33 protein-coding genes, 1 tRNA gene and 2 pseudogenes are annotated in these 23394 nt (G+C 60.0%); 13 read left to right on the top strand and 23 right to left on the bottom strand.

Annotated elements, in window-relative coordinates; translation table 11 throughout:
- Positions 1 to 110 precede the first annotated feature (110 nt).
- From L4923_RS27795 to L4923_RS27820, 6 genes and pseudogenes are all read left to right on the top strand, one after another.
- Positions 111 to 908 (top strand): annotated as a pseudogene (locus L4923_RS27795) (ATP-binding protein); the annotation flags it as partial.
- A 144-nt stretch (positions 909 to 1052) separates the two neighbouring features.
- A tRNA-Arg gene (locus L4923_RS27800) sits at positions 1053 to 1129 on the top strand.
- 650 nt (positions 1130 to 1779) lie between these two features.
- Entirely contained in the window at positions 1780 to 2052 is a 273-nt protein-coding gene (locus L4923_RS27805) for a pyocin activator PrtN family protein (protein WP_239370349.1), read from the top strand.
- The gene (locus L4923_RS27810; RefSeq protein WP_239370350.1) at positions 2049 to 2252 is read left to right on the top strand and encodes a hypothetical protein; all 204 of its coding nucleotides are present in this window, start codon (positions 2049 to 2051) and stop codon (positions 2250 to 2252) included. Before L4923_RS27805 ends, L4923_RS27810 begins: the two co-directional genes overlap by 4 nt.
- Positions 2253 to 2280: 28 nt before the next feature.
- Entirely contained in the window at positions 2281 to 2739 is a 459-nt protein-coding gene (locus tag L4923_RS27815; RefSeq protein ID WP_239370351.1) for a hypothetical protein, read from the top strand.
- Positions 2740 to 2762: 23 nt separating this feature from the next.
- Entirely contained in the window at positions 2763 to 2903 is a 141-nt protein-coding gene (locus L4923_RS27820; protein ID WP_239370352.1) for a hypothetical protein, read from the top strand.
- Here L4923_RS27820 and L4923_RS27825 read toward each other — a convergent pair.
- Complete coding sequence (locus tag L4923_RS27825; protein ID WP_239370353.1) at positions 2900 to 3193, bottom strand: hypothetical protein; 294 nt, start codon at positions 3191 to 3193, stop codon at positions 2900 to 2902. The genes L4923_RS27820 and L4923_RS27825 overlap by 4 nt on opposite strands.
- Complete coding sequence (locus L4923_RS27830) at positions 3175 to 3459, bottom strand: hypothetical protein (protein WP_239370354.1); 285 nt, start codon at positions 3457 to 3459, stop codon at positions 3175 to 3177. The genes L4923_RS27825 and L4923_RS27830 overlap by 19 nt, the downstream gene beginning before the upstream one ends.
- A gap of 143 nt (positions 3460 to 3602) precedes the next feature.
- Between L4923_RS27830 and L4923_RS27835 the strand changes: the two genes are divergently transcribed.
- The 6 genes from L4923_RS27835 to L4923_RS27860 are packed head-to-tail and all read left to right on the top strand — an operon-like array spanning position 3603 to position 5711.
- A complete protein-coding gene (locus L4923_RS27835; protein WP_239370355.1) occupies positions 3603 to 4028 on the top strand; it encodes a hypothetical protein in 426 nt (141 codons plus the stop codon).
- A gap of 6 nt (positions 4029 to 4034) precedes the next feature.
- On the top strand, positions 4035 to 4733 hold the full coding sequence (locus tag L4923_RS27840; protein WP_239370356.1) for an SOS response-associated peptidase: 699 nt from the start codon (positions 4035 to 4037) through the stop codon (positions 4731 to 4733).
- Between the two features lie 9 nt (positions 4734 to 4742).
- Positions 4743 to 4940 (top strand): hypothetical protein, encoded by a 198-nt coding sequence (locus L4923_RS27845; protein WP_239370357.1) that lies wholly within the window; start codon positions 4743 to 4745, stop codon positions 4938 to 4940.
- A gap of 16 nt (positions 4941 to 4956) precedes the next feature.
- Positions 4957 to 5220 carry a hypothetical protein gene (locus L4923_RS27850; RefSeq protein WP_239370358.1) on the top strand — a complete coding sequence of 88 codons (264 nt, stop codon included), beginning with the start codon at positions 4957 to 4959 and terminating at the stop codon, positions 5218 to 5220.
- Between the two features lie 43 nt (positions 5221 to 5263).
- Positions 5264 to 5509: a hypothetical protein gene (locus L4923_RS27855; protein ID WP_239370359.1), complete on the top strand. Its 246-nt coding sequence runs from the start codon at positions 5264 to 5266 to the stop codon at positions 5507 to 5509.
- 7 nt (positions 5510 to 5516) lie between these two features.
- A complete protein-coding gene (locus L4923_RS27860) occupies positions 5517 to 5711 on the top strand; it encodes a hypothetical protein (protein WP_239370360.1) in 195 nt (64 codons plus the stop codon).
- On the opposite strand, the gene L4923_RS27865 is transcribed toward L4923_RS27860, so the two are convergent.
- From L4923_RS27865 to L4923_RS27880, 4 genes are all read right to left on the bottom strand, one after another.
- On the bottom strand, positions 5696 to 5911 hold the full coding sequence (locus L4923_RS27865) for a hypothetical protein (protein ID WP_239370361.1): 216 nt from the start codon (positions 5909 to 5911) through the stop codon (positions 5696 to 5698). The two genes, L4923_RS27860 and L4923_RS27865, sit on opposite strands and share 16 nt — an antisense overlap.
- A 673-nt stretch (positions 5912 to 6584) precedes the next feature.
- Positions 6585 to 7034: a hypothetical protein gene (locus L4923_RS27870; protein ID WP_239370362.1), complete on the bottom strand. Its 450-nt coding sequence runs from the start codon at positions 7032 to 7034 to the stop codon at positions 6585 to 6587.
- Between the two features lie 151 nt (positions 7035 to 7185).
- On the bottom strand, positions 7186 to 7443 hold the full coding sequence (locus L4923_RS27875) for a hypothetical protein (RefSeq protein WP_239370363.1): 258 nt from the start codon (positions 7441 to 7443) through the stop codon (positions 7186 to 7188).
- A complete protein-coding gene (locus tag L4923_RS27880; RefSeq protein WP_239370364.1) occupies positions 7443 to 8246 on the bottom strand; it encodes a lysozyme family protein in 804 nt (267 codons plus the stop codon). The genes L4923_RS27875 and L4923_RS27880 overlap by 1 nt, the downstream gene beginning before the upstream one ends.
- Before the next feature lie 477 nt (positions 8247 to 8723).
- Between L4923_RS27880 and L4923_RS27885 the strand changes: the two genes are divergently transcribed.
- Positions 8724 to 9011, top strand: coding sequence for a hypothetical protein (locus L4923_RS27885; RefSeq protein ID WP_239370365.1), 288 nt, complete (start codon positions 8724 to 8726; stop codon positions 9009 to 9011).
- Positions 9012 to 9054: 43 nt separating this feature from the next.
- Here L4923_RS27885 and L4923_RS31250 read toward each other — a convergent pair.
- The 17 genes and pseudogenes from L4923_RS31250 to L4923_RS27965 form a co-directional block, all read right to left on the bottom strand.
- Positions 9055 to 9202: pseudogene (locus L4923_RS31250) on the bottom strand (glycoside hydrolase family 19 protein); the annotation flags it as partial.
- 479 nt (positions 9203 to 9681) lie between these two features.
- Complete coding sequence (locus L4923_RS27890) at positions 9682 to 11898, bottom strand: SGNH/GDSL hydrolase family protein (RefSeq protein ID WP_239370366.1); 2217 nt, start codon at positions 11896 to 11898, stop codon at positions 9682 to 9684.
- A gap of 45 nt (positions 11899 to 11943) precedes the next feature.
- Positions 11944 to 14073, bottom strand: coding sequence for a phage tail protein (locus tag L4923_RS27895; protein WP_239370367.1), 2130 nt, complete (start codon positions 14071 to 14073; stop codon positions 11944 to 11946).
- Positions 14074 to 14075: 2 nt separating this feature from the next.
- Entirely contained in the window at positions 14076 to 14486 is a 411-nt protein-coding gene (locus tag L4923_RS27900) for a DUF6950 family protein (protein WP_239370368.1), read from the bottom strand.
- Positions 14483 to 15055, bottom strand: coding sequence for a transcriptional regulator (locus tag L4923_RS27905; protein WP_239370369.1), 573 nt, complete (start codon positions 15053 to 15055; stop codon positions 14483 to 14485). The genes L4923_RS27900 and L4923_RS27905 overlap by 4 nt, the downstream gene beginning before the upstream one ends.
- 2 nt (positions 15056 to 15057) lie before the next feature.
- Positions 15058 to 15780, bottom strand: coding sequence for a hypothetical protein (locus L4923_RS27910; protein WP_239370370.1), 723 nt, complete (start codon positions 15778 to 15780; stop codon positions 15058 to 15060).
- Positions 15780 to 17969, bottom strand: coding sequence for a phage tail tape measure protein (locus L4923_RS27915; protein WP_239370371.1), 2190 nt, complete (start codon positions 17967 to 17969; stop codon positions 15780 to 15782). The genes L4923_RS27910 and L4923_RS27915 overlap by 1 nt, the downstream gene beginning before the upstream one ends.
- 1 nt (position 17970) lies before the next feature.
- Entirely contained in the window at positions 17971 to 18204 is a 234-nt protein-coding gene (locus L4923_RS27920; RefSeq protein WP_239370372.1) for a hypothetical protein, read from the bottom strand.
- A gap of 77 nt (positions 18205 to 18281) precedes the next feature.
- Complete coding sequence (locus tag L4923_RS27925) at positions 18282 to 18623, bottom strand: GTA-gp10 family protein (protein WP_239370373.1); 342 nt, start codon at positions 18621 to 18623, stop codon at positions 18282 to 18284.
- 9 nt (positions 18624 to 18632) lie between these two features.
- Positions 18633 to 19328, bottom strand: coding sequence for a phage tail tube protein (locus tag L4923_RS27930; RefSeq protein WP_239370374.1), 696 nt, complete (start codon positions 19326 to 19328; stop codon positions 18633 to 18635).
- 9 nt (positions 19329 to 19337) lie between these two features.
- Positions 19338 to 19724 (bottom strand): tail completion protein gp17, encoded by a 387-nt coding sequence (gp17, locus tag L4923_RS27935; protein ID WP_239370375.1) that lies wholly within the window; start codon positions 19722 to 19724, stop codon positions 19338 to 19340.
- Between the two features lie 4 nt (positions 19725 to 19728).
- On the bottom strand, positions 19729 to 20172 hold the full coding sequence (locus L4923_RS27940) for an HK97-gp10 family putative phage morphogenesis protein (RefSeq protein ID WP_239370376.1): 444 nt from the start codon (positions 20170 to 20172) through the stop codon (positions 19729 to 19731).
- A complete protein-coding gene (locus tag L4923_RS27945) occupies positions 20165 to 20512 on the bottom strand; it encodes a head-tail adaptor protein (protein WP_239370377.1) in 348 nt (115 codons plus the stop codon). The genes L4923_RS27940 and L4923_RS27945 overlap by 8 nt, the downstream gene beginning before the upstream one ends.
- 9 nt (positions 20513 to 20521) lie before the next feature.
- Entirely contained in the window at positions 20522 to 20863 is a 342-nt protein-coding gene (locus L4923_RS27950) for a head-tail connector protein (RefSeq protein WP_239370378.1), read from the bottom strand.
- Positions 20864 to 20866: 3 nt separating this feature from the next.
- Complete coding sequence (locus tag L4923_RS27955) at positions 20867 to 21601, bottom strand: hypothetical protein (protein WP_239370379.1); 735 nt, start codon at positions 21599 to 21601, stop codon at positions 20867 to 20869.
- Positions 21598 to 22935 (bottom strand): phage portal protein, encoded by a 1338-nt coding sequence (locus tag L4923_RS27960; protein WP_239370380.1) that lies wholly within the window; start codon positions 22933 to 22935, stop codon positions 21598 to 21600. Before L4923_RS27960 ends, L4923_RS27955 begins: the two co-directional genes overlap by 4 nt.
- A gap of 2 nt (positions 22936 to 22937) precedes the next feature.
- Positions 22938 to 23180 carry a hypothetical protein gene (locus L4923_RS27965; protein ID WP_239370381.1) on the bottom strand — a complete coding sequence of 81 codons (243 nt, stop codon included), beginning with the start codon at positions 23178 to 23180 and terminating at the stop codon, positions 22938 to 22940.
- Positions 23181 to 23394: the final 214 nt, after the last annotated feature.

Consider the following 23394-nt stretch of genomic DNA (forward strand, 5'->3'; position numbering starts at 1 on the left):
CCCCCGCCCGCCCCGGGTGCTGACCTCCTGGGTCGGGGGGGGGCGGGCCGCGGGGGGGGGGCGGGGGGGGGCGGCCGGGGGGGGGGGGGGGGGGGGGGCCCCCCCCCCCCCCGGCCGATCGCGATGACGAAATCGGCATCGCCGAGCGCGAATTGGCTGACATGCAGACACGGCTGCAGAAAATGCTATCCGAGCAGCGCCATCTTGCCGATCTTGGCCTCGCCGTATCCAAGATCAATCACGACATGCGCAATGTGCTGGCGTCCGCGCAACTTCTGTCGGACCGCCTGCTCCAGGTGAAGGATGCCAGCGTCCAGGCCTTCGCGCCGAAGTTGCTCAAGGCGCTGGACCGTGCCGTTTCCTACACAGAAGGCGTGCTGGCCTATGGCCGCGCGCAGGAGGCGCCGCCAGCCCGCCGCATGCTGCGGCTGCGCCAGCTCGTCGACGAGGTGCATGGTCTGCTCGATATCGGAGATGGGATCGATTTCGAGAACGGGGTCGATGCCGGCTTCGAGGTCGATGCCGATTCCGAGCAGTTGTTTCGTGTGTTGACCAACCTGTCGCGCAATGCCGTTCAGGCGATGGCAGCCGACACCGAAGGCGCGGTCGTACGGCGTCTGGTCATATCGGCGGAGCGGACGGGAGGCGTATGCCAGATCCTGGTCATGGACACCGGGCCCGGCCTGCCGCCGAAGGCGCGTGAAAACCTGTTCCTGGCTTTCAGGGGCTCGGCGCGCAGCGGTGGTACCGGTCTTGGCCTGGCCATCGCGCACGAGCTGGTGCGTGCCCATGGCGGCAAGCTCGAACTGCTCGAAAGCATCGGCGGCCGCACCGTATTTTCGGTGAGCATCCCCGACCAGCCCGTCAGTCTCGACCGCGCTCGCCGCGGTCTCCGGCGCTCGGCCTGATGGGGCCGACGTGCCGCCTTTCACAACGACGGCAAAACTTTTGCATTGATCGCTTGCTTTTCGGAATTTGAGTCGTTAGGGAACACCTCGCATCGCGGCGGCGCCAAACGCAGGCCGTGATTGCTGTCAGGCAAAGCCTGTTGCGCGCCCGTAGCTCAGCTGGATAGAGCACCAGACTACGAATCTGGGGGTCAGGAGTTCGAATCTCTTCGGGCGCGCCATTAACTTCCAAATGAAATCAATAACTTACCGCGAGAACGGCAGCCAGTTTGTGCCGTGCATGTCGCGATCATGTTGCAACTGGAAATCCACCATTTCCGGGGACTTTTGCTCACCTCGGCTACTCGACGCGACATGAAACGCGACATGGATTGACCGAATTCGGCTGCCCCTGCACGATCATCATCAACCAGGGGGAGTGAAATGGTAACGACCAGCATATGGCACATCGAGAAGAGACCTGAACTTGTCTCGGCTCTTGGCCGCGTATCCATCAGGTGGGCATCCTTGGATCTCGTGCTTGTGCATATTGCTGCCATCGCGCTCAAGAACATGCCTGCTGCTCAAAGCAGTATTTTCGGTGATCACAACGCAGGACGGCAACGTTTTACTGCCAGTAATCACAATCTAATTGCGCCGCTACTTCCTTAAGCGATTTTGACCAAACGTTTTCGTATAGCTTTCGCCGTGAGATATTCAAAACGTCCATCTGGATGCCTGCATTATTGACTGCGCCCTTACCATAGAGCCATGGTTACACAGTGGAAGGCATCATTACGTGCTGGTCCGCCACCTTCCGAATTGTGTCGACGCGCCACCTCACCGGAAGAAGATTTCTGAGGGTGTCGACCACGGGCCGGTTGCAGCGATCATGACCAAGAAAACGGACATCAACACCGCGTTCCTCCTCATGGCGCAGTACGGCGGAAAAGCCGTGATCCCCGTCGAGGATATCTGCCGTGACTACTTCAGGCACCTGACGCCGACTATGCTGATCCGCAAAGTTTCCACCGGTGAGCTTGATCTTCCGCTGACCCGCATGGAAGGCAGCCAGAAGGCCGCCAAGGGTGTTCATCTCCAGGATCTGGCTGACTACATCGATGTAAGGCGAGCGGAAGCCCTGGCGGAGTTAAATCGCCGATGACCAGTCGTTTGAACTTCACGCCGGCGCAGATGCGAGCTGCCGCGAAAGTCGCGAAAGAGTTTGGCGTGTCGGTGCGCTTGGAACCTGACGGTGCGGTCGTTGTTTCACCGTCATCATCGGAGCCAATCAGCGAAGACGAATTCGTCGATCTGCAGCATTATTTTCAGTGGAGGGACAGCCATCAGCGGGGTTCGCGTTAGGGGCGCGCCGGCCGGGAGGTAAGGGACCGTGCAACTCAGAGGTTATGGCCGAAGTCAGAAGCCGCAAGACATCACAGTTTTGGTCATGGAGATCGAACGTTGGGAATGGCAGTATTCACTGTCTCGGCCGAGGCTAGCTCAGCACGAAGTTCTCGACGAAGGGACAGAACTTGTTCTCTTCGGCTCGATGAAGATCGACGACGGCCGCGCCATCCGCAAAGTTGAACTGCGATGTCTCCCAAAGGGCAAAATCACCAGTCCTGATCAGTGGGAAGAGCGGCCGTATAGGGTCGGTGATCTTTATAGAGGCCGATCAGATTTTGACGGCGTTCTTTTCATCGGATCGGAAGCGCTGCCATCGGTGATCGCCATGTTGGCGATGGGGCTATATCGAAAACTCGATATTTTAGCTTACAAGGTGGATCGCCAACACATGGTGGTCGAACACTACGAGTTCCAGCAAACTACCAGGGGAAGCAATCGGTGAATGAGGATCGTTGCAGACGCTCAATGCCTCGTCGCTACCGCATCGACCGCCGCCCCATCCGCTACCAGCAATGGCCCTACTGGATCATCGCTGGCGTATTTGTCGTCTATTTGCCAGCCGCTTTGCTCTGGAAGGCCGCGGTGTGGATATGGAGCCTGTTCTAGACGCCCTTGGCTTTGGCGTAAGCGTTTGGCGCAGCACTCTTCTCCTCAGAGAGGTTGAAATAGATCGCGCCGCATTTGTTGTAAGCGTCGACAGTTTCCTTGAGCGTGCATCCCTTGCGTCTGACAATCTCTGTCAGCAGATGGGTTAGCGGCCGATCGCCGCCAACCTCCAACATCTCGAGCTTATCGTATTGCGCATGAATGCCGCATCGGTCGCAGTCGACGATGATTTTCGCAGCGGGATAGCCAGAGAGCATTCTATTGGACATGGCTATCCCTGCCTCTTCCATGCCGGTTCGTCGCGCCAGATGATCTTGCGTTTGAACTCGATCCTTTCCAACCGCCTTAGCATAAGCGTTTGATACTCCGCCGCCGACGGATGGTGGCACGTCACCGGGATGTCCGCCTGCCCGCATTTCTCGCATCGCAGCTTGACGTCATCAACCTGAACGTCGCCGCAGATCTCTTTCATATCCGTCGCCAGGTAGAAGTGAACGATCTTGCAATAGCGACACTCCCCGCGCAGCAGCGCGCGATTCCTGTCCGCGTCGGACAAGGCATAAGATCCTTTGCGTTTCGGCCAATACGGTTCAGGCATACCCCTTCAATGAGGATCATTTTCCTACGCCGTCAAGGGTTCGCTTGACTCATTTGTTCTTTTTTTGTTCACTGTGGATTGCGGGCACAACGGAGGCTGAGATGCAACTGCGCTTGACCGTTCCCGGCGCGACCGAAGAGGAGGTTCAAAGGGGGCTTGAGGCTGCCGTGGCCGTCTTTGCCAAAGAAGGGGTCGATCCCCTCACCGCATCGGGGGGCTTCTTTGCTTTGGAAGGCTGGGGCGCAGCGGGATTTCCCGAAAACAGTCCTGAGTTTACCGACGAGGATCGCAAGGCGGCCGATGTGTGGATGAAGGCCATAGAAGCCGCCGTGGCGGCCTGCTGCGCATCGTGGCCGCCGTATGGTCCTGCGCCTGAAACGACCATGGACCTCCTGTTGACCGACGAGGAGAAAGCCCAACTCTACGGGGATGACGACGAAGACGAGGATGATCTACAGTTTTCGCCGGAACAGCAGGCAGAGTTTGAAGCCTGGCAAGAAAGATGGCGGAAGACCGGAAAGGCCTAGAACCGCATGTGCAATCTATACAACCTCACCACGACGCAGCAGGCCGTGTTGCAATGGACGCGGGCGCTGCGGGATTTGGCGGGCAACCTCGAACCGTCATTCGATGTCTATCCCAACACGCTCGCCCCAGTGATCCGCAAAGGGGCTGATGGCCAGCGGGAACTGGCCAAGCTGACATGGGGGATGCCGACGCCACCGGAGCGCGTCAAAGGCAAGGCCGACTACGGCACAACCAACATCCGGCAGACGAATTGGGGCTATTGGCAACAATATCTCGGGGAGGAAAACCGATGCCTCGTCCCCGTGACAAGCTTTGCCGAACCTAGCCCCACGGATGGCGACAAGGATCCGGAGACTGGCATCCAACGGAATTACTGGTTCGCTCGTGACGAAAGTCGGTCCTTATTCTTCTTCGCCGGCGTGTGGACGCCTTGGACAGGTGTTCGCCGGGTAAAAGACGGCCCGGGCGATTTCGAACTCTACGGATTTCTGACCACAACACCGAATGCGGTGGTGAAGCCGATCCATGACAGATGCCCCGTCATTCTGACCACGCCCGAGGAGGCAGACGTCTGGATGAACGCGCCATGGTCCGAAGCCAAGGGCCTGCAGAAGCCGGCGCAAGACGATGCCTTGATCATCGTCGACAAGCCCGCCACTCAAATCAAATACCCGCAGGCAGCAGCGCAAGGATCGCTGTTCTAGGAGGTTCACATGGACCGGATTGTTCGCCTCGATTCCAGACAGGAAGCGGAACTGCAGCGCGTCGCGGATAAGTTCGTCGCCTACCATGGGGGCGACGTTATGAAGGCTCTGAAGGAGATGATCGTGCTCAATGGCGAGTTGCAGGAGCGGCTTGAGAAGCTGAGCGATAGCGATGCGCATTTCGGACGTCGCCACGCCTATCAGTAAGTGACAGGAGTTCGATATGACACAATCGATCTTACCCCAGAGCAAGACGCCGAAACTGATCGTGGTGGCGGCGTTCGACCGCGGTGAGGATGGCGACCTCGGACCGGCTGGCGAGCCAAAGCAATTCGACAGTGAAGAGCGAGCCATCAGGAAGGCCAAGGAGATTGCTGGAAACCACAGCGGTGTAGTTGCATGGTCCCGTGAGGCAAATCCCGACATCGGCGAGTATGGGCCTCCAACGACGCTCTACCTTGCCGGCGAAGTACCAGACATGGAGTGATCGGCTCCGTTGACCGGCTCGCTATCCGCGCTAGATTGCTGAGATGTGGTTCAACCCGCCGAAGCGCCAGGATCCATATCCAGATCGGCAGATCGACTGCCAGGAAGCGCTTACGCCGGGCTTTGAAATCCTTGTCGAAGAACTGATGGCCGTCGGCTGGACGCGCGAGGAAGTGCGGGCGGCTTTCGTCGGGCTGCTCTCGGCTAGCGATCTCACCAACGAAGCCAATGCCGAGCTGGAGGCCGAGTTGGCCATCATGCGGGCGCGGATGCGCCTACCACCGACATAAGGGGCCGATGGCAAAGAAAGCGCGCAGCAGGATAGGCGAAGGGGATTGGGTGACGCTTCAGGTCCGCGTTACTGCGACATGGGAGGATGACACGATCACCCTGGATATCGAGGGACAGCGCGTGACGATCTCCTCCAACTCGGAAGCGATCATTGGCCTTACATCGCGCAAGGAAGAGCGCCTGCCTTATCGGGAAGAGTGAGAGATCGCGTCGATTTGAGCGGCGATCCCAGCCAACGCATCAACGGCGGGCTGGTATGTTCCAGCGTACGCCGGATAGCGCTCCTGCTGGCCGCGGTAGAACCTCACCCACTTGCCGTAATCCGAGATCGGATAGGTGCCGATCCAGCCACCAGCAGACAAGGTGAATGTTCGGGCTTCGGGATCGACTGTCGCTTTCATGCGGTCGATCTAAGCGGGCTAGGCTGAGTCGCCAACCGCCATTTGCGCTGCTATGAAAAGATGCGCCTCGCGCGCGGCGGTCGGCTGGTCGCTCCCCTCTAGGGTGACTGAATACACCCAGTCGGCCGCTACGCTCATCCATTTGGTGGAATGTTCCACACACCCAATGTCTGGTAGCCTATCCAAAGCGCTGAATTACCGGACAGCGTCTAGGCCGACGCGGGCTTGAGCCCTCCTCAACGCGTCGGCCGTCATTTGCACTCAGTGTGACCGCTCAGCTAGGAATTTGCTTAGCCCTTTCTGAATTTCAGAGCGGGTTAAGGCACCCTCCGAAAGCAAAATCATTGTGGTCCACACCAATTCGTTAACGGTTAAGTTCCCATCGTTTATTCGCTCTTCGACGTGGAGCTCTTCGTAGATGCCTTGGAGGAGCTTCACATCGTCGGAATAGGAAAGCCCACGGATGGTGGAGGAGCTCGTCATTTTGCTCCCTCCCTTCATGTTGGGGGCGGAAGCATGATTGTCGCTCACAGCCGGCGATGCCCTGATCAGTTACCGCCGATGCAGCCACTATGCGCCCATTCCTTTAACGCGTCTTGCTGAAAATGAAAAAAAGCCCGCCCAGCCGAAGCTGAGCGGGCGCGGGTAATGGGTGGTAATAGGTGGTAATGGATCAGCGCTCAGGCGGCGATCGGTTGCGCTTTTCGTCGACCACTAATTGAACGCTGGCGGTTAAGGCAGCTACGGCGTTGCTGAGCCCGACAAGCGAATCCGACATTCGGTCGAGGCGGCTCAATGTCGCGGCCTGGAATTTCTCATTTGAGGTGGCCGCTTCCGACTGCTTGGTCTCCACAGCCGTGAGGCGCGTAGACAACCCTACTGTGGCCGTGGAAGCGTCCGAGGCTGAACTCTGAGCACTGGACGCAACGGCTTGTGCTGCCATGATCTGGCTCGTGAGATCGGTCTTCATGCGATCGAGCGTGGCCGCCTGCTGGCTCGAATACAGTTGGAAGAACGCATAAATCGCCGGCAAGGCCAGCACCATCGCCACCCGGGCGATGGCCGTGATGATCACGCTGTTGACGATCTTCTCGGAAGTGTTTGCCATCTCGGTCACCGTCATCTGCCCCTATGCCCTGTGTTGCTATTTCCAGCAGCCGCGCTTTGCGCCGAATTGATTGTGGCTGGCGACTTGCTCAGCAAACGGCCGATCCTTCGCGATGATTTCGCGCCGAGTATCAGCGCTCGGCTTCAGCTTAGCCCAGCCGTCGCACTCACTCACAGGAGCCGTCTGACATGCGGCCACCCAGAGCAGCACACAGAGCAGCATCGTCCATCGCAGAAACTGTGGCATCGGTTTTGCTCCTTTCGCGGAGAATGATCACGGAACGGTTGAGCATGGCTGTGCGCTCATAGGCGCGACCGGCTTCATAGACTTCATGGAAGACCCATCCGATGAAGGCGGCTCCGATCAGGCTGCAGATGGCGTAGACGCCGATCTTGGAGTTGAGGAACGAAAGAAGCGCCGACATCACGCAGCCTCCCATTCGCGGCGGATGGCCTTCACTCGGCGAACGATCCACACGCCGACGGCCAAAGTAAGTGCGCCGGCAACCAGCCCGCCGCCTACGAGCGTCGCGACAGTTTTCCAGTCAGCCTCGAGCAGGAACTTCGACACACCGGCGCTGCTCAGACCGAGCAGGCCGAATAGCCAGGTCAGCCAATTCGTTTTCTGCTTGACCTCTTTGTCGATGGTGGTCGGAACGGTAGGCTTTTCAACTTCGATCGTCGGCAGGCCCGCATTGTGGCGGCGAGAGACCTCCGCCAGCGCAGCTTTGACCTGAGAGACCGATACGCCGGCGTGCTGGCCCTCATAGTGCCCCTTGCCGTTCGGCTTCGGGATCGAGGCCCATTCCTGCGCCAGGTTGCCGATGAGGGTGTCCAGCTTCAGGCGACCAGCGAGCCACTTGTCGATGCCGCGCTGGCCGAGGAGATAGCAGGCCAGCCGGTCCTGCATTTCGGCATCGAACTTCTCACGGCCTGTAAGCCCGAGCTGTTGGCGCATGGTGCGCAGCGTGGTGCGGATGATCTGGTACCGCCCAAGCGCCGACGACTTCAGCTTGTTCTTGGGATGCCGCAGCATCTTCGTCTGCAGCGCATCGATCTGGTCAAGCGTCATGCCGACGAGTCCCACGTCTCCGCCGGTGTAGGCGCCATAGCCAAGGGTTTCGTTGTAACCGTCGCCCTTGTCGGTGCCTTCGCTCTTTCCGATCAGGTCGAGCATTGGGCGGTACACGTGATAGCGGTCGCCCGCCCCCTTAGGTGCGTTCGTCATGTTCAAATCCTTTCAATTGTGTTGAGACGCGATCGGCGAAATGCTTCTCTGGTGCGGGGAGAATACTTCGCGGGGCTAGGTATGAAGATGAAGCTGTTCGCGGCATTGAGTGCCGTGTTTGTTCTATCCGGCTGCCAGACGAGCAGCTTGCCAGGTTCCGGCGCCTCTAGTCCCCCACCAGAAGAGCCATGGGTGCGAGGCGCAACGCTCGACTACTGGGCGGCCAGTCGTGAATGCAATGCAGGTACACGGATCTCCTGCAAGGCGGCTGCACGGCTTAAGCGCAAACTGAGTGCGGCCGGATACGAACCAGTAGCTGCTTTACTCGTAAAACACTGATGTTCTCAAAGGACTGAGCCGAACGCGCTATCAATGTCAGATGAGTGAGTGTCGGTGGCTGTCAGGGGTGCTTTAGCTGGCCCTTAACGAGCCTATTTGGATCGGCTATGAGTTCCCCAGGGTAGAGGGGAATCACATATGAGACTGACTATTGGAGCGGCGCTTTTCGCGGTCGTTGCCGTTGCGGGCTGCACAAAAACCGTCGAGGAGATGAATTATTCCGAGCGGCAGGCCCTTGCCAAACAGATTGTCGATCGCTGTTTGAAGCAGGGGTTGAAGCTGAATACCCCTGACATGAAGCGCTGCACCGACACTGAAATACAGAGCGAGATTTATTCACGGCGTCGTGAAGCGGCAGTTGAAGATGCACGCCGGGGATCGGCAACTGTTTGCAATCGAGTTGGCTACGCTGTTATTTGCGGCTAAGTAAAAGGAGGCTCGTGCGAGCCATCTTTTTGCGCTGGCCGGCGCCATCGCTGTCTACCTGCGGCGTGTTACCAAGGTCGGTGCGGGTATCATAACGCTTCTGGGCCGGCGTCGGCCCCCAAATCTCGCGATCGTTTTGAACGCCCCGTCTCGTGCAGCGATTGCGGCAGGGACTGCGCGCCGGTTGGCATGTTGGTCATGGATTGTCCTTTCAGGGTAGGGTAAAAGTTTCTCGTACGAGTGGGGGAGTTCAGTACGATGATCAGCAAAGAGCACGTCTACGAAGGTTACGGATGGCGAAAAGCTTTGCTTGCGGCCACGGTTGTTGTTTTCGTTGTGGCTGTAGCGATCAGCTAACCTCCGTCTTTATTTTCACTGAAGAAACGACTAAGGTTCGCCTCGGGTAACATCTTCGGGCTTGGGGCTTCCGATGCATACGACTGTGGCGCTTGGGCTGGCGCTCGCGAAACGAATCCGGCTGTATTTCGGGCCGATGGAATGGCACTCGTGCGACTTGCGCGGACCCGTGCTCGATTTCTACGGAAGGCCAATCACGGACTCATGGGCATGGCGCCGGAGACGGCCCGACATGTCGTTCGAGTACCGGAGGATGACCGACAGTGAGATCGACGAGAAAATGGATTCCTGGGCCCACGGCGCCCCTTAAGGCTTATCCGGTCGTTGAGGGGTACCATTCCAATTCCACAGTCCCACTCAACGTTCTTGAGGCAGCGTTCGTGTTGTACAGCGCTACCGTCAGATAGTTGTCGTTGCGATCATTCTTCGTCACGATTTGGTCCAGGGCGGTCGTGCTGCCATTGAGACCAACAGCCGGCGAACCGGAAATGTCGCCAACTTCACTGCCGTAGTAAAAACGAAGGCTCGCCGCCTCCACTCCCGACACCCTTCCAAAGAGAATTCGAGCAGGACGTCGCATCGTGCCAGGTAGAGTTCCTAAAATGGCACTCGCCCCAGCCGCCAACGTCGTTGGCCCGATGGACAGCGCGGTACGCTTGACCACACCAGCCCCTTGGCCATCCAGCAGATTTGTTCCAAGTGTTAGCTTTCGTGCAGGATCGAGTGCACTGTTCCCGATGCTCCCCACGCTCGGATCGAACAGGAATACCTGAATGCCCGCCGCGACTAACTGAATGAGCACCCGGTTCATCGTTGCCGCATAGAGAGGGGCCGCAACCGGGTCGTTATAGTCGTTCGTGCCACACATCAACCAAACGAAGTCGGGCTTAAGCGCGAGTACGTCTGCTGCGACGCGCGACAAGAGATCAGAGGCTTTGTTGCCGAAAACTCCCTTGTTTATGATCGTTGCCTGCGGCAATCGCGAAACGAGCCGATTGTAGAAATGCCCCTGAGCAAACCAGCTGTCCCCGAAAAGGATGTGCGTTCCGTAGTTCGGGACCGCGAACTTCTGTCTTACCTTTCGATGCGTGATCTCGCCGATCCAGAAACTGAAGGCTCCATCGACAAGGCTGTTGGCCCTGATCCACACCTTGGCGCCAGGCGGAACGCGATAGTTGAACTCGGCAATTTCAATTGCCCCCGCCGACGCATTCGCCTGCCAGAACCCTATCGCGGAAACGGTCCCATCCTTGAATGTAACGCCAAGCTGAATAGCCATTGAAGCGGCTGTGCCAGGATTGAAGACCACACGGGTGACATATTGGCCGCCCTCCATCTCGACGTTGCGAGATTGCGCGCCATGGCCGTTGGTGTTGCCGGCGACGGTAACGCCCGACATCAGCGCATCGGATGAACCTGGATTAGCGTAGGCTGGCGTCACGTCGCTCGTGAGCGTCGTCGCTCCCCACGGGTTCCACTCTCGGCTATCAACCGACCGATACACTTGTTCCGATTTGACGCTGATCTGGCGAAGAGCGTCATCGCAGATGGTGTAGTAGCCAAGCTGATTGGGATGCGGGGTGACGTCGGCATAGAAGTTCGAAATCGGCTCATTCGACGCAATGCCGCCACCCTGGATAAGGCGGGCAACATTCAGCGTGTTGGTTGAGATCGATTTGACGACGTTTGAATAATACTGGTTGTTGATCGCCCGATAGCAGATCAGCTGGCCAACCTTGAATAGGGCGCCGTTGGCGACCGGTATAGAAACGGCGCTTGCCGCGACAGCCGAAGTCGTCGAACTGGTAACTGCCCCACCGGGATCGGTGGCCAGGAACCCTGTTCCTGCCAAAGTTCCGAAATGAAGCGAGATGGCAATCGGAGAGGCGGTGTCCCAGACGTCCGCAAAAGACGGCATCCGCTGTACTTGGTATCCAGAACCGTCGCTCTTAACCACAAGGGCCTTGCCGGCGTCCCCTACGACCACCGCAGGCAAGTTGAGGCCGGCAGCATAAGCCGCCGCCGCATCGCGTGCAGCAATCGCTGCTGCGAGGGCAGCCTCGGCGGCAGCCTGGATGGCCGAAGCGTCGCCGTACGTGAACATCCTATAGTTGCCGACATTGTCCAGCTGAACAAGTGCGGCCATTCCGTTCTTGACGTAACCGGCAGGGATGTCCGAGCCGACGTTCAGCACCATCGGCTTCGGCGTTTCGTTGTTGATCGAAAGCGTCATCGGGCCGTTATTCTCGGCAACGAAATTCACTGTGATGAGCTGTGAGTAGGGCGTGACAGCCATCGCCTTCGTGGCGGTGGCCTTAATGGCGTTTGCCGTGCCGGCGCCTGTGTTGACGGCGTAAATGACCTCATCGAGCACAGTGACGCCGCCTTCGCCTGTCGCGAGTGCCGAAATCAACGCTTCAATTTCGGTAGTCCAGACGACGGTTTCGCCCATGTCTGCGCCGCGCAAATGACCAGAGGCAGTGGTAGGCGCGAACACGTCGCGACCGAGCTTCGAAAGCTGAAGCGGCATGAGATTTTTCTCCAGAAAATGAAAATGATGAACGAGCCGTCGCGTTCAGGCTGGCGGACTGGCTGTGCCGTTGGAGGTGTAGGCTATGGCTCGGTAGGCTGACGTGAGGCCCGGTCCTGTGAAACTCAAGACGACTTCCGGACGCCCTTGGCTGTCGGCAACGTCTGTCCAAGTCGAACCACTGAGACGCTGAATGACCAGTCGGGCGACATGAAGCTGCGTAGTCTTGGCTGTGATGGTTGTGTTTCCACCGCCATCAGACGTTTTCACGGTCGTCGGTGTAGTCGGCACCGTATTGTCGATCGTCAAAGGATCAACGGTCAGCAGCGGCGAATAGTAGGAGCCTTCGTCTTCGGCATTGAAGAACCGGCTTTTGAACTCGGTCTTCTGACCATTGGTGTTTGTCGTCGCCAAACCATACCAAACACCACCGGCGCCAGCGTATTCCGACATCGAGGCGAAAGGAGATGGGTTGGGGCCGCTATAGGAGCGGAATACCGCCTCTGCGATCGTGCCCCCGGTCACAGCCGAGAACTTCACGCGCGTTTCGTACGAGGTATCGGGATATTGAACGACCGTCGCCGCCGAAGGTGCTGCCGGCGTGTCAAGTTCCGATTCATAAGCCATTTCCGGAACGACGGGTGGAGCGGCCGCCTCCATCGTCGCAGGGTTCCATGGCTCCAGATCCGGCCAGACAACGAACGGAATTTCGACCGTCCCTTCCTCATCATTTACGCGTGGTGTGCCGATCGCGCAGGTTTCCGTCACACCGATGTCGGGAAGCGGAATGCCGGCCGTCGTTTTGCCCCAGGCGGCAAGCCCGACCATGTTGAAGGTCGCCACGCCGGCGTCAGCACGAGCCAGGGCGAACAGTCGCCGGCCGATGCGCTGCGCTTGGCTGGCCGAAGGGCAGAACGGCAGTTCGATATCCATGTACTGTTCGCCGACGCGCTCGACCTCACCCTGCGCACGCGCCCAGGCGATGCCGGTCAGGTCGATCTCGGTCATCTCGTAATTGCGCTCGGGCGCGTAATATTTGATCCGGCAGATGTTGGGGCGTTCGACGCTTTCAGGCCCGGAGCGCAGCTGCAGGTCGAGAAGGTGCTTTTCCGGGAACACAATCTCAGGCGCTCGCACGTCGTCGATCAGCCGGAGCACGAAGCTGTTGTCGTCGGTCGGCACGATCTCGGCGCCGATCGACTTCAGCAGCTGATCCATCACATCACCGCGTGGGGTTTCAGATGTCCACATGCCCCAGCAGCGCGAACGCGGCTCGGTTCCGGTCAAGGTGGCGACCAGCGCATCACCCTTGGTCGCCTCCGCGGCGATTCCCACGTAGTTGAAGTCGGACACTTTCAGCGATGGATAGGAACGAAGGATATGCGCACCGCACAGCGGGCCGTTGTCCCGATAAGCCCAGGTCGCTTCATTCGTTGCCGACTGCCCGGCGCGCGGATCATAGACCGGCTCGGAGCGCTGCACCCGCTCATAATCCGGAGCGCCGGACTGGTAGAGTTTCTGAAACTTTTCCTGGTCTTCGGTCGAGCCGAAACCCGGTGAGATATACTTGATCAGCGATTGCGCGATGCCGCGCACGCGGTGATCCGCCGACCATAGGCTAGGGAACGCTGCCAGAAGGTCGGCCCACGCCGTCTCGGTACCGTCGCCGACCTTGCTCTTGATGTAGACCCAAGAGCCGCCAGGCTTCGCCCATGGCGGAGAAGACACCTGGCCGTCTGCTTCTACAGTCACTTCACGGCCGCCGAGGAAGTGTTGTTCGACGGCGGTTGCTTTGCCGCGCGTGTGGCAGATCAACCGGTAGCGGTCGCGTCCATCCTTGGTGTTGCCGAACGCTTTCAGGCCGCCGACGCGTACCCGCCCGACGGCGCGGATTTCCGAGCTGTCGCCGGTCTCAAAAGTCGACTTGAAGTCTCCGGGGTTGATCTTCGGTGCCCGGCCGAGAACCGATTGCAGCAGGGAGGCGCCGATCAGCGCCGCGCCGATGACCACGTTTCCGATGGCGGCGGCGGACACGGCTGGCAGGATGCCGCCGGCGCCGACCGACAACAGCGACGAGATCACCCACGAACCAATCGACACCGGGTCGGCAAAGGCATGCGTCGAGAGCGCCGGCAGGCACACGCCCGACAGCGCCAGGATCCTGAATGACTTCATGGCTATTCCGGAAGTGCCCAGACCTTGATGATGTCGCGGCGACGCGGACGCAGCAGCGCCGTGCCGTTGTCGGCGCGCCAAAGCGCGACGCCATCCTGTGCGAAGATGACACCGACCGGACCGAAGCGAGACGTGTTGACGACGCCGATATCGCCAAGCACCGGGTCGTAAGGCGTCGAGTTGATGCCGGCGAACGCAAGGGCGCGCGTCCAGAGCGTGTCGAGGCCGCCCGATTCATCGATCAGCGCATGCGCCTCCTCGATGCTGGAATAGGCACCGAGCATCGGAATGGTCCTGCCGGTAGCGGTTTCAACCCAAGCCTTGGCCCATGTGGTGCAGTCATTCTCACCCCAGACGACAGGCAAGCCCTCGACCGCTTCGCAATGAGCCTGCAGCAGTTCGGCGCGCGTCATGACCAGTTCTCCGAAACCTTCACTCCGACGAAGTCCAGGCCCTTGTCGCCAGGGAAGCGTCGGCGCTGGTCCGCGCCGTTCCACTTGCCACCAACGGCATAGTTCTGGCTGGACCAGATGCTTTCGAGCGTGATCGATACTGTTCGTATGCCGATGCCTTGCCATTGCAGGGCAGGGCTCGTGATCTTGCCGGGGAACAGACGCTTCAGGCCGATCAGGACCTCACCGGTCTCGGCATCGAAAGCCGCCCAATAGAGATCGCCGCGGCGTCCTTCGATCTCGCGCCGCGAAGCATGAACCGACTGAAAGAATTCCTTGTTCGCCCCCGAAAGCGTGATGTTGACCGCGACCGCCTGACCAAAACGCGGCTCCTCGACATTACCGAGCGTGACGATCTGTCCGCCAATCGGATTGGTGACGCCGCGCCACTCATAGCCGCCGAGCGTGACGCGCCCCGTGCCGGTATGCAGGCGGGAAATCCCGCTTGGCAGATCGAGCTCGAGGAACCAGGCGCGCGCCACATGTGGCCGGGCGAGCTTGTCGAAATCCTCTTCAGTGAAGATCGCCATGATCAATCCGCGAAATAGTCGCGCACGTCATAGTCTTTGACCTGCACCAGCGTGGCTGAAAGGCTTTCAGCCGCCACCAATCCACGACCGGCCGAGGCTGCTTCCTCGCTCTCCAGACGCAGCGCCAGCGTAGGCGATAGGGTAGCGAAGTCGGTGGCGGCGATCGCCTTGTCGAGGGGAGGCCAAATCCGATATCTGCCGGGCTCGATCACCTCAGTGATCTCGTACATGCCAAAGTGGAACGGGAAGAAGCCGACATAGTCGCCAACGCCGAGCCGATGTCCCCACCATTGGTTGGCGAGCGAGATGATGGTGGCATTCAGGCTCGCGGCGGACGCGACGCTGACGACAGGCCTCGAAGATTGCCAGTTTTCTTTGTTGGCCCATGGCTGTCCATTCGACCAAGGCTTGCCGGTGGCGATTTCGAACTGCGAGGCGTTCACGCCGGCTTCCTGAAAGGTCATGCAGTCAGGATCGAAGAACGTCCACCGCGTTGCGTTTGCGCCGCCATGGAGCGCCGAAATCCAGCCGCGATAACGTCGAAACAGACTGCCTTGCATGGCGGGAAACGACAGGCGCCAACGCCACAGGCCAAATGGCGATGCCACCGTCTGCTGGTAGTTGCTGACGCTTGTCGTCGTCCCGCCGCCCACGGAGCGGGGACCGGACAGCGGCTCGATCGACGTCGTGCCGAGGCCGACCGGCGGTGAAAGTAACCTTGCCATCAGCCGGGCCTCGTTTTGCGGGATTGCCGGACATCGACGCGATGGTCGACGCGCTGCGCGAACATCCGGTCGCGCTCGGCCAGCCCACGCTCCAGTCGGGCGATCGCAGCCTGATCGGCGCCGCGCGCGTCGATGTTGTAGGTCGGCGCGTATGTCGAGCGGCCGCCTTCCTGTCCGGGCTTCGTCACAGTCACGCGTTCGTTTGGCGAAGCTTTGAAGGCAACCAGCTGGCTGTCGATGCCGCCGGAGCCGCCGACTTGAAACGAGCCACCATTGGCAAAACCGAGCAGGGAGCCGATCAGTCCGGTGATGATACCGCCAAAGCCGCTACCTCCACCCGAGTTGCCACCGATGTTGATCCCGGACAGGGCGGCCTTGGCCAACTGGCTAAGCACATCCTTCAGCACGTCCGACCATTTCTTGGTGCCCTTGATCGCCTCCCCAATGGATGAGCCGATGCTCGAAAACGAGTTGGCGATGCTGTTGGCGACGCCGACGGCGCCATTGGTGGCACCACCGGAAGCCGCGGACATGCCGTTCGACAGACCCTGCATGATGTTGGTGCCGATCTCATGCATCACCTTGGACGGCGAATGGATGCCGAGCGTGCTTTTGACGCTGTCGACCAGGCCGCTGGCGAAATTGGTGATGCCGTCCTTCACCTCGGCGAACTTGCCTTTAATGCCCTGCCACAAGCCGTCCATGATCTGGGCGCCGATTTCCATCATCTGAGATGCCAGGTTGGCGAACAGGCCGGGTATCGATGCGGCAAACTCAACGAAGCTCTGCTTTGCCGCCGCGACCTTGGCGATCATGGCGTCCCATGCGGCCTGCATCGCATTCAGCGCACTAATGAAGGTGCTGTTGATGACAGTGCCGAGGTTCTGGATTTCCGGCCAGAAAGCTACGATGGCGGCGGTGAGCGCGGTCACGCCGGCGATCACCGCGGCAACCGGGGCGCCGATCGCTGCAATGCCGGTTGCCACCGTTCCCAAAACGAGGAGAAGAGGCCCGAGGGCCGCCGTCAGCCCGGCGATGATGACGCCCCATTGCAACAACTCGGGATTGGTCTGCGACAGAGCTTCCACCCAGCCGGCCAGCTGCGTTACGAAAGCCGTGACCATGGCCAGCAATCCGCTATCGGCGATCGCGATCTGGAGAGTTTCGAAGGCGCCCGAGAGTTTTTCCAGCTCGCCGTTGAAACCCTTCAGGCGCGCCGCCGCCTGTTCGTCAGCCGAGGCTTGGCCGATCTTGGTCCTGAATTCGTCGATGCCGGCCGATCCCTGTTTCATGAGCAGGATGGCCGTGCGCATGGCGTCGGTGCCGAAGATGGTCTTCATGCGGCTGTTCAGGTCTTCGTCAGACAGTCCCGCCATCTTCGTCTGAAGCTCGCCCGCAACCGCCGAGATGCTTTTCATCGAGCCGTCCGCGTTGAAGAAGCTCAAGCCGAGTTCATCCATGGCCTCTTTGGCCTGCTTGGACTGAGGCGTCAGGCTTACCAGGAACTGCTTGAATGACGTGCCGGCGTCAGAACCGCTGGAGAACGCCGAGCTGGTGGCGGCGATCGCCGCGTTGAAGTCCTCGAAGGATACGCCGAGACTGCCGGCAACGCCGCCAGCCTGGCCGATGGCCAGACGGTAATCGTCAAAGCCGAACTTCGATTGCAGCAGGACGCCCGTGATGCCGTCGACCAGCGGCGCCAGATCCTTTGCCTGTTTGCCAAAGTTCATCATGACGGCCGTGGCGACGTCGGCAGATGACGACAGATCGGCGCCGCTGGCGGCGGCGAGCTTCATGGAAGCCGAAACGGCGCCGTCGAGAATCTGGCCGGCGTTAAGACCGTTTTTGGCCAGCATCTCCATGGCATCGGCCGATTCCGATGCGGAGAAGCTTGTGTCAGCGCCTAGCTTGATAGCCATGTCGCGCATGGCCTTGAATTCGCCGGCAGTCGCCCCTGACGCAGCGTCGACGCGGTTCATGGCCGCTTCGAAGTCGCCAGCCGTCTTCACAGTCAGCGCTCCAAACCCGGCGATCGGCGCGGTCAGGAACATCGACATCGACTTGCCGGTGTCCTGCATGGTCTTGCCGATGCCCTTCAGGCTCTTCATCGCGTCGGCAAGTCCCTGATCGAACATTGCCGTGTCGATGCCGAGAACGACGCGGAGCGCGCCTATGACGGCTGATGCCATGTCAGTTCCTCGTAAGCGCCACCGTCCACTGACGGGCGATGGCGATCTGTTCCTCGACGGTCTGTCGACGCTTCGGCTTAGGCGCTTCGGTCGACATCAGGTCTTTGAGCTTCGGAAGTTTCTTCGCGCGGGCCAGCGCTTCGATGTGCCAGGCCAGCCAGGCGGTTTGATTGAATTCGGTGCGCATTCGCGCCGCCGCGCCATCGAGGACAATACCGATCAGGCGCGGCGTCATTTCCCAGAACCGGTCAGGATCCTGACCGGCCTCAACCCACGATTTCAGCAGTGAAAGCGGCTCAAGCCGTTCACTGCCTACCGAGGGTTTGGCTTCGCCTTCTCCTCCTTGGCGGCGGGGAATGCCAGCTTGAAGGCCTCGCCGATCTTCTCGACGGCAACGGTGAAGCCGGCATCGGTGGCGATCTCACCCGCCTCGGCGACCGTCACCTCCGGGTGATGATCGCGCAGGCCTGCCCAAAGCAGCATGCGAACACCGCTAAGCCGAACCTTCGCAGGATCCTGGATGGTGGCGACGATCTCTGAAACCGGCTTGTCGAGCGCATCCTCCAATTCGCACAGGGCATTAATGGAGAATGAGACCGTATAGGCCCGGTCGCCAGCCTGGAGCGCGACCGAGCCTCGATGTGGATTAGCCATTGCCGCTCCTTATGCTGCGATGACAGGCAGCGTTTCGGCCGAAGTCGCCGAGGCGTTGCCGGCAGAATTCGTGCCGGTGATCGTGACGGTGATGTTGTCGCCGACGTCGCCGACGACCGGAACGTAGGTTTCGCCGGTCGCACCCGGGATCGCCACACCCTCCGATTTCCAGACATAGGTGAAGGACGGCGAGCCGGTCCACGAGCCGGGATAGGCGGTGAGTGTTTGACCGACCTGGGCGATGCCGCCAATCGCCGGAAGCGCGCTGTTGGTCGGCGCCGCTGCCGGCGTCGAAACTGTCGGGCCAGTGACGCGCCACGTAACCGTCGCGGTCATCTTGTCATCGGTCGGAACCGCCGGTTCGTATCCGGACACCCATCCGGTGAATTTCCAGGTGACGCCGTTCGGGAAGGTGATGCGGCATCGGACGCGCTCGCCTATGCCTTTGATCTCGCGGATCAGTGCATCCGAGGTAGAACCCGGAATGAAGTTCTGTTCGAAAGACGCTTCACCGGGATCGATCAGGCCCGGAATGAATTCGCGGGTGCGGTTCGGGCTCTGCATATGGGTCGCGTCCACCTCGTCGACCGTGTCGTTCGGTGGGGTGATGTCATAGACCTCGCCGAGCGGAAGCCAGGTCGCTTCGCTGTCGCGGCTGAGATGGAACTGCGAGCCATAGCCAATCGAGGCTTCGGTTTCAGCCATTGTCGTCTCCTAGTTCTTGTGATGGACGATGATGTCGACGGACGTTCGGAAAAAGTTCGTCACTTCTCCCGCGTCCGCCGCCGGGAGATCACGTTCGCTGTCGATGAAGATGCCTTGGAAAATCCCGCCTCGATGACCGGAGAGAGCGGTAACCGCCGCACGCGTCGCCTGCTTGGTGGAGGTGTAGGTGTCGCCGTAAACATCGAGTTGCACGCGGCTGGCGACATACCCGCTCGGCCCCTGCGAGTGATAATCGCGCGACCCGCCGACCCGCTGCAGCACAACGTAGGGCCGAGCCGGATCCGCCTGCGGTTTCCGACCCCAATAGATGCGCGTCGAGACAAGCGCCGTCACGCCCGCCGCATTGAGCAGCAGAGCCACAAGAGCCTCTTCCACTGGCTTATTTCCCCTTGGCCGCTTTCTTCGCCAGCCGCGCCGCCGTCTTCTCGATCTCAAGCCATGTCAGGTTGGCGATCGTTTCCAGCGCCTGGTCTTTGTTCTCATCCCACGCCGGCCGCATGAAAGGCTGGGCAGGGCCATGGATGCTGCCGAACTCCGCAAGGTGCGCTGCAGGATCCGGACCGGGGCCGACGAACATTTCGACCGGCGATTGTTTCTTGTGCAGGCCCGCCTGCCGGCGCGACAACTTCGTTCCGACGTCGATGCTCTCGGAGAGATACATCTCGAACTTCGGCGCCTTCGCTCGGGCCGCCTTCGCGATCGGCTCGCCGGCTTCCTTCAGCGTCCGCCGCAACACAGCCTTGGCGTTGGCCTTCGGCAGCTGCTTCAGCGCCTGCTCCAGTTCGCGCAGGCCTTCGACCTTGACCGAAACACCCTTAGCCATTGTTCGCCCGCACCGCTGTGATCTCGATAAAGCGGTTGCGCCCCTCGGTCGTTTCCTTGGTGCCTTTGATGTTCCAAAGGTGACCGTCGTAATTGATGCGGTCGATTGGGGAGATTGTCTTTGTCCGTGTCGATGACCGAACCACAAAATGGCTGAGCAAAAATGACCCGACCTGTTCGGCGCCAAGCATCTCGGTCTTTACCAAGTCTGATGTGTCTTTCCGCTGAGCGGAGATGGTAACGAATGGTGCCCAAGTCTGGACCTCTTCGTTGAATTCATTCTTTGTGGTCGAGAACCGCTCGATTGTGATCGTGCGGTCGAGGTGCCCAGAGTTCGTCATGTGCCGTCCTCACGCCAGGGTTGGCTTGCGGAGCATGCACAGCAGGCCAACCATCGGGTTCTTGGGATCGGATGAGCCAAGGCCAGACAACAACTCGCCCTGGTCTGGGTTATAGAGCGAGTTCACGCCCAAGACGATTGCCTGCTTCACGGCCTTGGGTGCGGTCGTCTCGGTCCAGATCGGCGGATCAGCATCGAGAACTCGTAGATACCGCAACACCGCTTCGGTCGCCGCTTCGATACAGCCTTCAACGAGATCGTCATCGGTATTTGGAAGCATTTCACCGTCGGCGTTGTACTCGGCAACTCGGATTGCCTTCTTGACGAACTCCAGCGTTACGAGAGGCACCATCGGTCAGACCTCCCTTGCCGGATTGCCGACGCGGATAGGACCCTTCGCCGCAGGCGTGACCGACGGTGCGTCTTTGCCGTCTCGACCTCGCTTGACTGCCAAACGCCAACCTTCGCCTCCGTCGGGCTTCTCTGTGGTTCTCTGCTGCGCAATCCAGAACGACCCACCCCAGGTCACACCGTCGCCGGGTTCGTAGTCGTGGCCTTCCTTGTAGACGCCACGGTCGAGCACCACTGAGACCTGGTGCCGGAACTCCTTGACCTGATCACCGCGCGAGTAGCGCCGGATGATGGTACGGCCGTCGTCGGCGAGCTCCTCGCTCATGTCTTCGAAGCCCAAGCCGTCACGCCCGGCCACTCCATCCTTGCCAACAACCGGTCCAAGATCCCGCGTGGTACCATCTGAGAGGGTGAGTATCAGATTGCCTGTGCGATCGATCACTGCGCCGGCTACCCCGACGCCGTCTCGACCATCCTTAGCGGTGGGGAGCTCCCGAACAGCAGCGTTCACGGCTTCGGAGACTAACGCCTGTACGGTGGCCGGATCGCTGTCTTTGCCATCGCGACCAGTTTGACCATCCGAGCCACGCTCGCCGGTATCTCCCTTTTCCCCCTTCTCAGGCTTTCGTTCCTCTAGCGAAGCAATCCGTTCGAGGAGCGGCCGAGTGGCTGCGTCGACTTGGTCTCTCACGGCAACTGCCAAGACCTCGGCCAGGGCTTCAAGCTCTTCCTTGGTCATCGGGCACCCATCAAGTTCTTGCGCAGCATCGCGCCGAAGTACGCGGCCTGCACCTCGGGAGGATTGTCGTTTGCAGGCGGCGCCGGCGGATTGTCGGCGTTGGCGATCAACTGACGATCGCGCGCTTCGATGGCCGCCAGGCTGTGATCCTGCTGCTGCAAGTACAGGGTAGCCCCACCCTTGATCTTGCCCACGCCGACCATCTTGCGCTGTTCGTCCAGCGTTTTGATGCCCTTGGCCTTCGTAGCGACTTCGTACTGAGTGGCCGTATCCATCCGCATGAGCGCGTCGGTATCGAACTCGGTTCCGAGCGTGACGCCATCCATGCCGAGGCCTTCATCAAGGCAACGCTCGATGCTCTCAATCAGGATTTGCAGGCAAGAACTGTAATACTCGATGTTCTGGGCCTGGACGTTGTTGTTCGCCGGCACCGGACCCATCCCGATCTTATAGGGCGGCACGTGGTAGACCGAGCAGACAACATCGGCCGTCCACTTCAACTGCTCGATAAGCTGGCTGTCGACTGCCTTGGCGGTGACACCATGATACTGAAGGCCGCCGCCGACGACGGCGATCTTGCCGCGGTTCTTTCCGCCGAACTCAGTGTTGAAGTAGTCACGAAGCTCCTTGGCGTCGTCGTCGCTCATTTCCAGCGATGACGAGAGGATACCGCCGACCTGGGCACCGTTCTGGAAAAAGGTCGTCGAGCTTTCCTGAATGGCGAGGCCCTGCATTGCGGCAAGGCCGCCAGCAACGATCGGAGAGATGCCAATAAGCGGGTGGAAGAAGCAGTTGAACCGGTCGTGGATGATCTCGCGCGCCGGCACGATGATCTGCTCAGGCAACCCTGCCAGGTTGTCGGTGTTGAGCCGGTAGAAGACCTCACCATCGCTCGAAACCAATGGTGTGACGAGGTTCGGGTCGAGCACGAACAGCCTCGTGACGACACCACGACCGTCACGCTGTTTCAGAACATACGTGTTCCCGCTCTGTAGCTTCGACAGCACCCAGCTTTCGAAAAACTGGATCTGGTTCTGCAAATGGTTGGGTTTGCGGATGACCGGGCTATAGGCCGGATTGCTCGTCTCCTGCCAAATGTCATCACCTGTGTTTATTACCAGCTTGACTCGAAGCTTGGCGATGTCCGACGCGATCAGCGTACGGCAGGCAAAGTCAGCGTGGTTGAACAGAACACTGTCGCGCTTCACCTCCACATTGCGCTGCCATGCCCCGGGGAAGCTCTCAAGAACACGCCACAGGCCACCGGCACGGCTCGGCATGGCGGGCGAAAGCGACTTGGTCGCCCTGGTGATGTTGAAGCCCAAGAAACGCATAATCAGCCTTTCGACTGGGCCGCGGCGATCTTTTCGCGCAGCTGCTTGGCGTTCCAGCCATTGAAAGGTGGCTTGCCTACGATAGTCTTGTAGAGGTCGCGCAACTCAGCGATCGACGTAGCCCGGCGGGTCTGGTTGACCGCTTCGAGTTCCGCTGTGGTCTGGTAGCCGAGCTTGCCAAGAATGCGGGCAAAGCGCGGATCGCGCGCCTGGAGCGCGCGGGTCATGTAGGAGTGCGATTTCATGGCTGTCTCCGACAAAAGGATGCCGGCCGCGATGATCCGCGACCGGCTGTGCTGAGAGAGAGAGCCTTAGTTCCAGGCCAGAGCGTCGACCCAGGCGACGGCCGACGGCCGGCGACGGCGCCAGTTGATCGTGCGCTCGGCGCGGAACGCTACGCTGTTGGTCTGGAACATGGAGACGACCGCGGTTTCCACCGGATCGGCCGCGCCGGCGTCC

The organism is Terribium retamae, assembly GCF_022347545.1.
Lineage (GTDB): Bacteria > Pseudomonadota > Alphaproteobacteria > Rhizobiales > Rhizobiaceae > Mesorhizobium > Mesorhizobium retamae.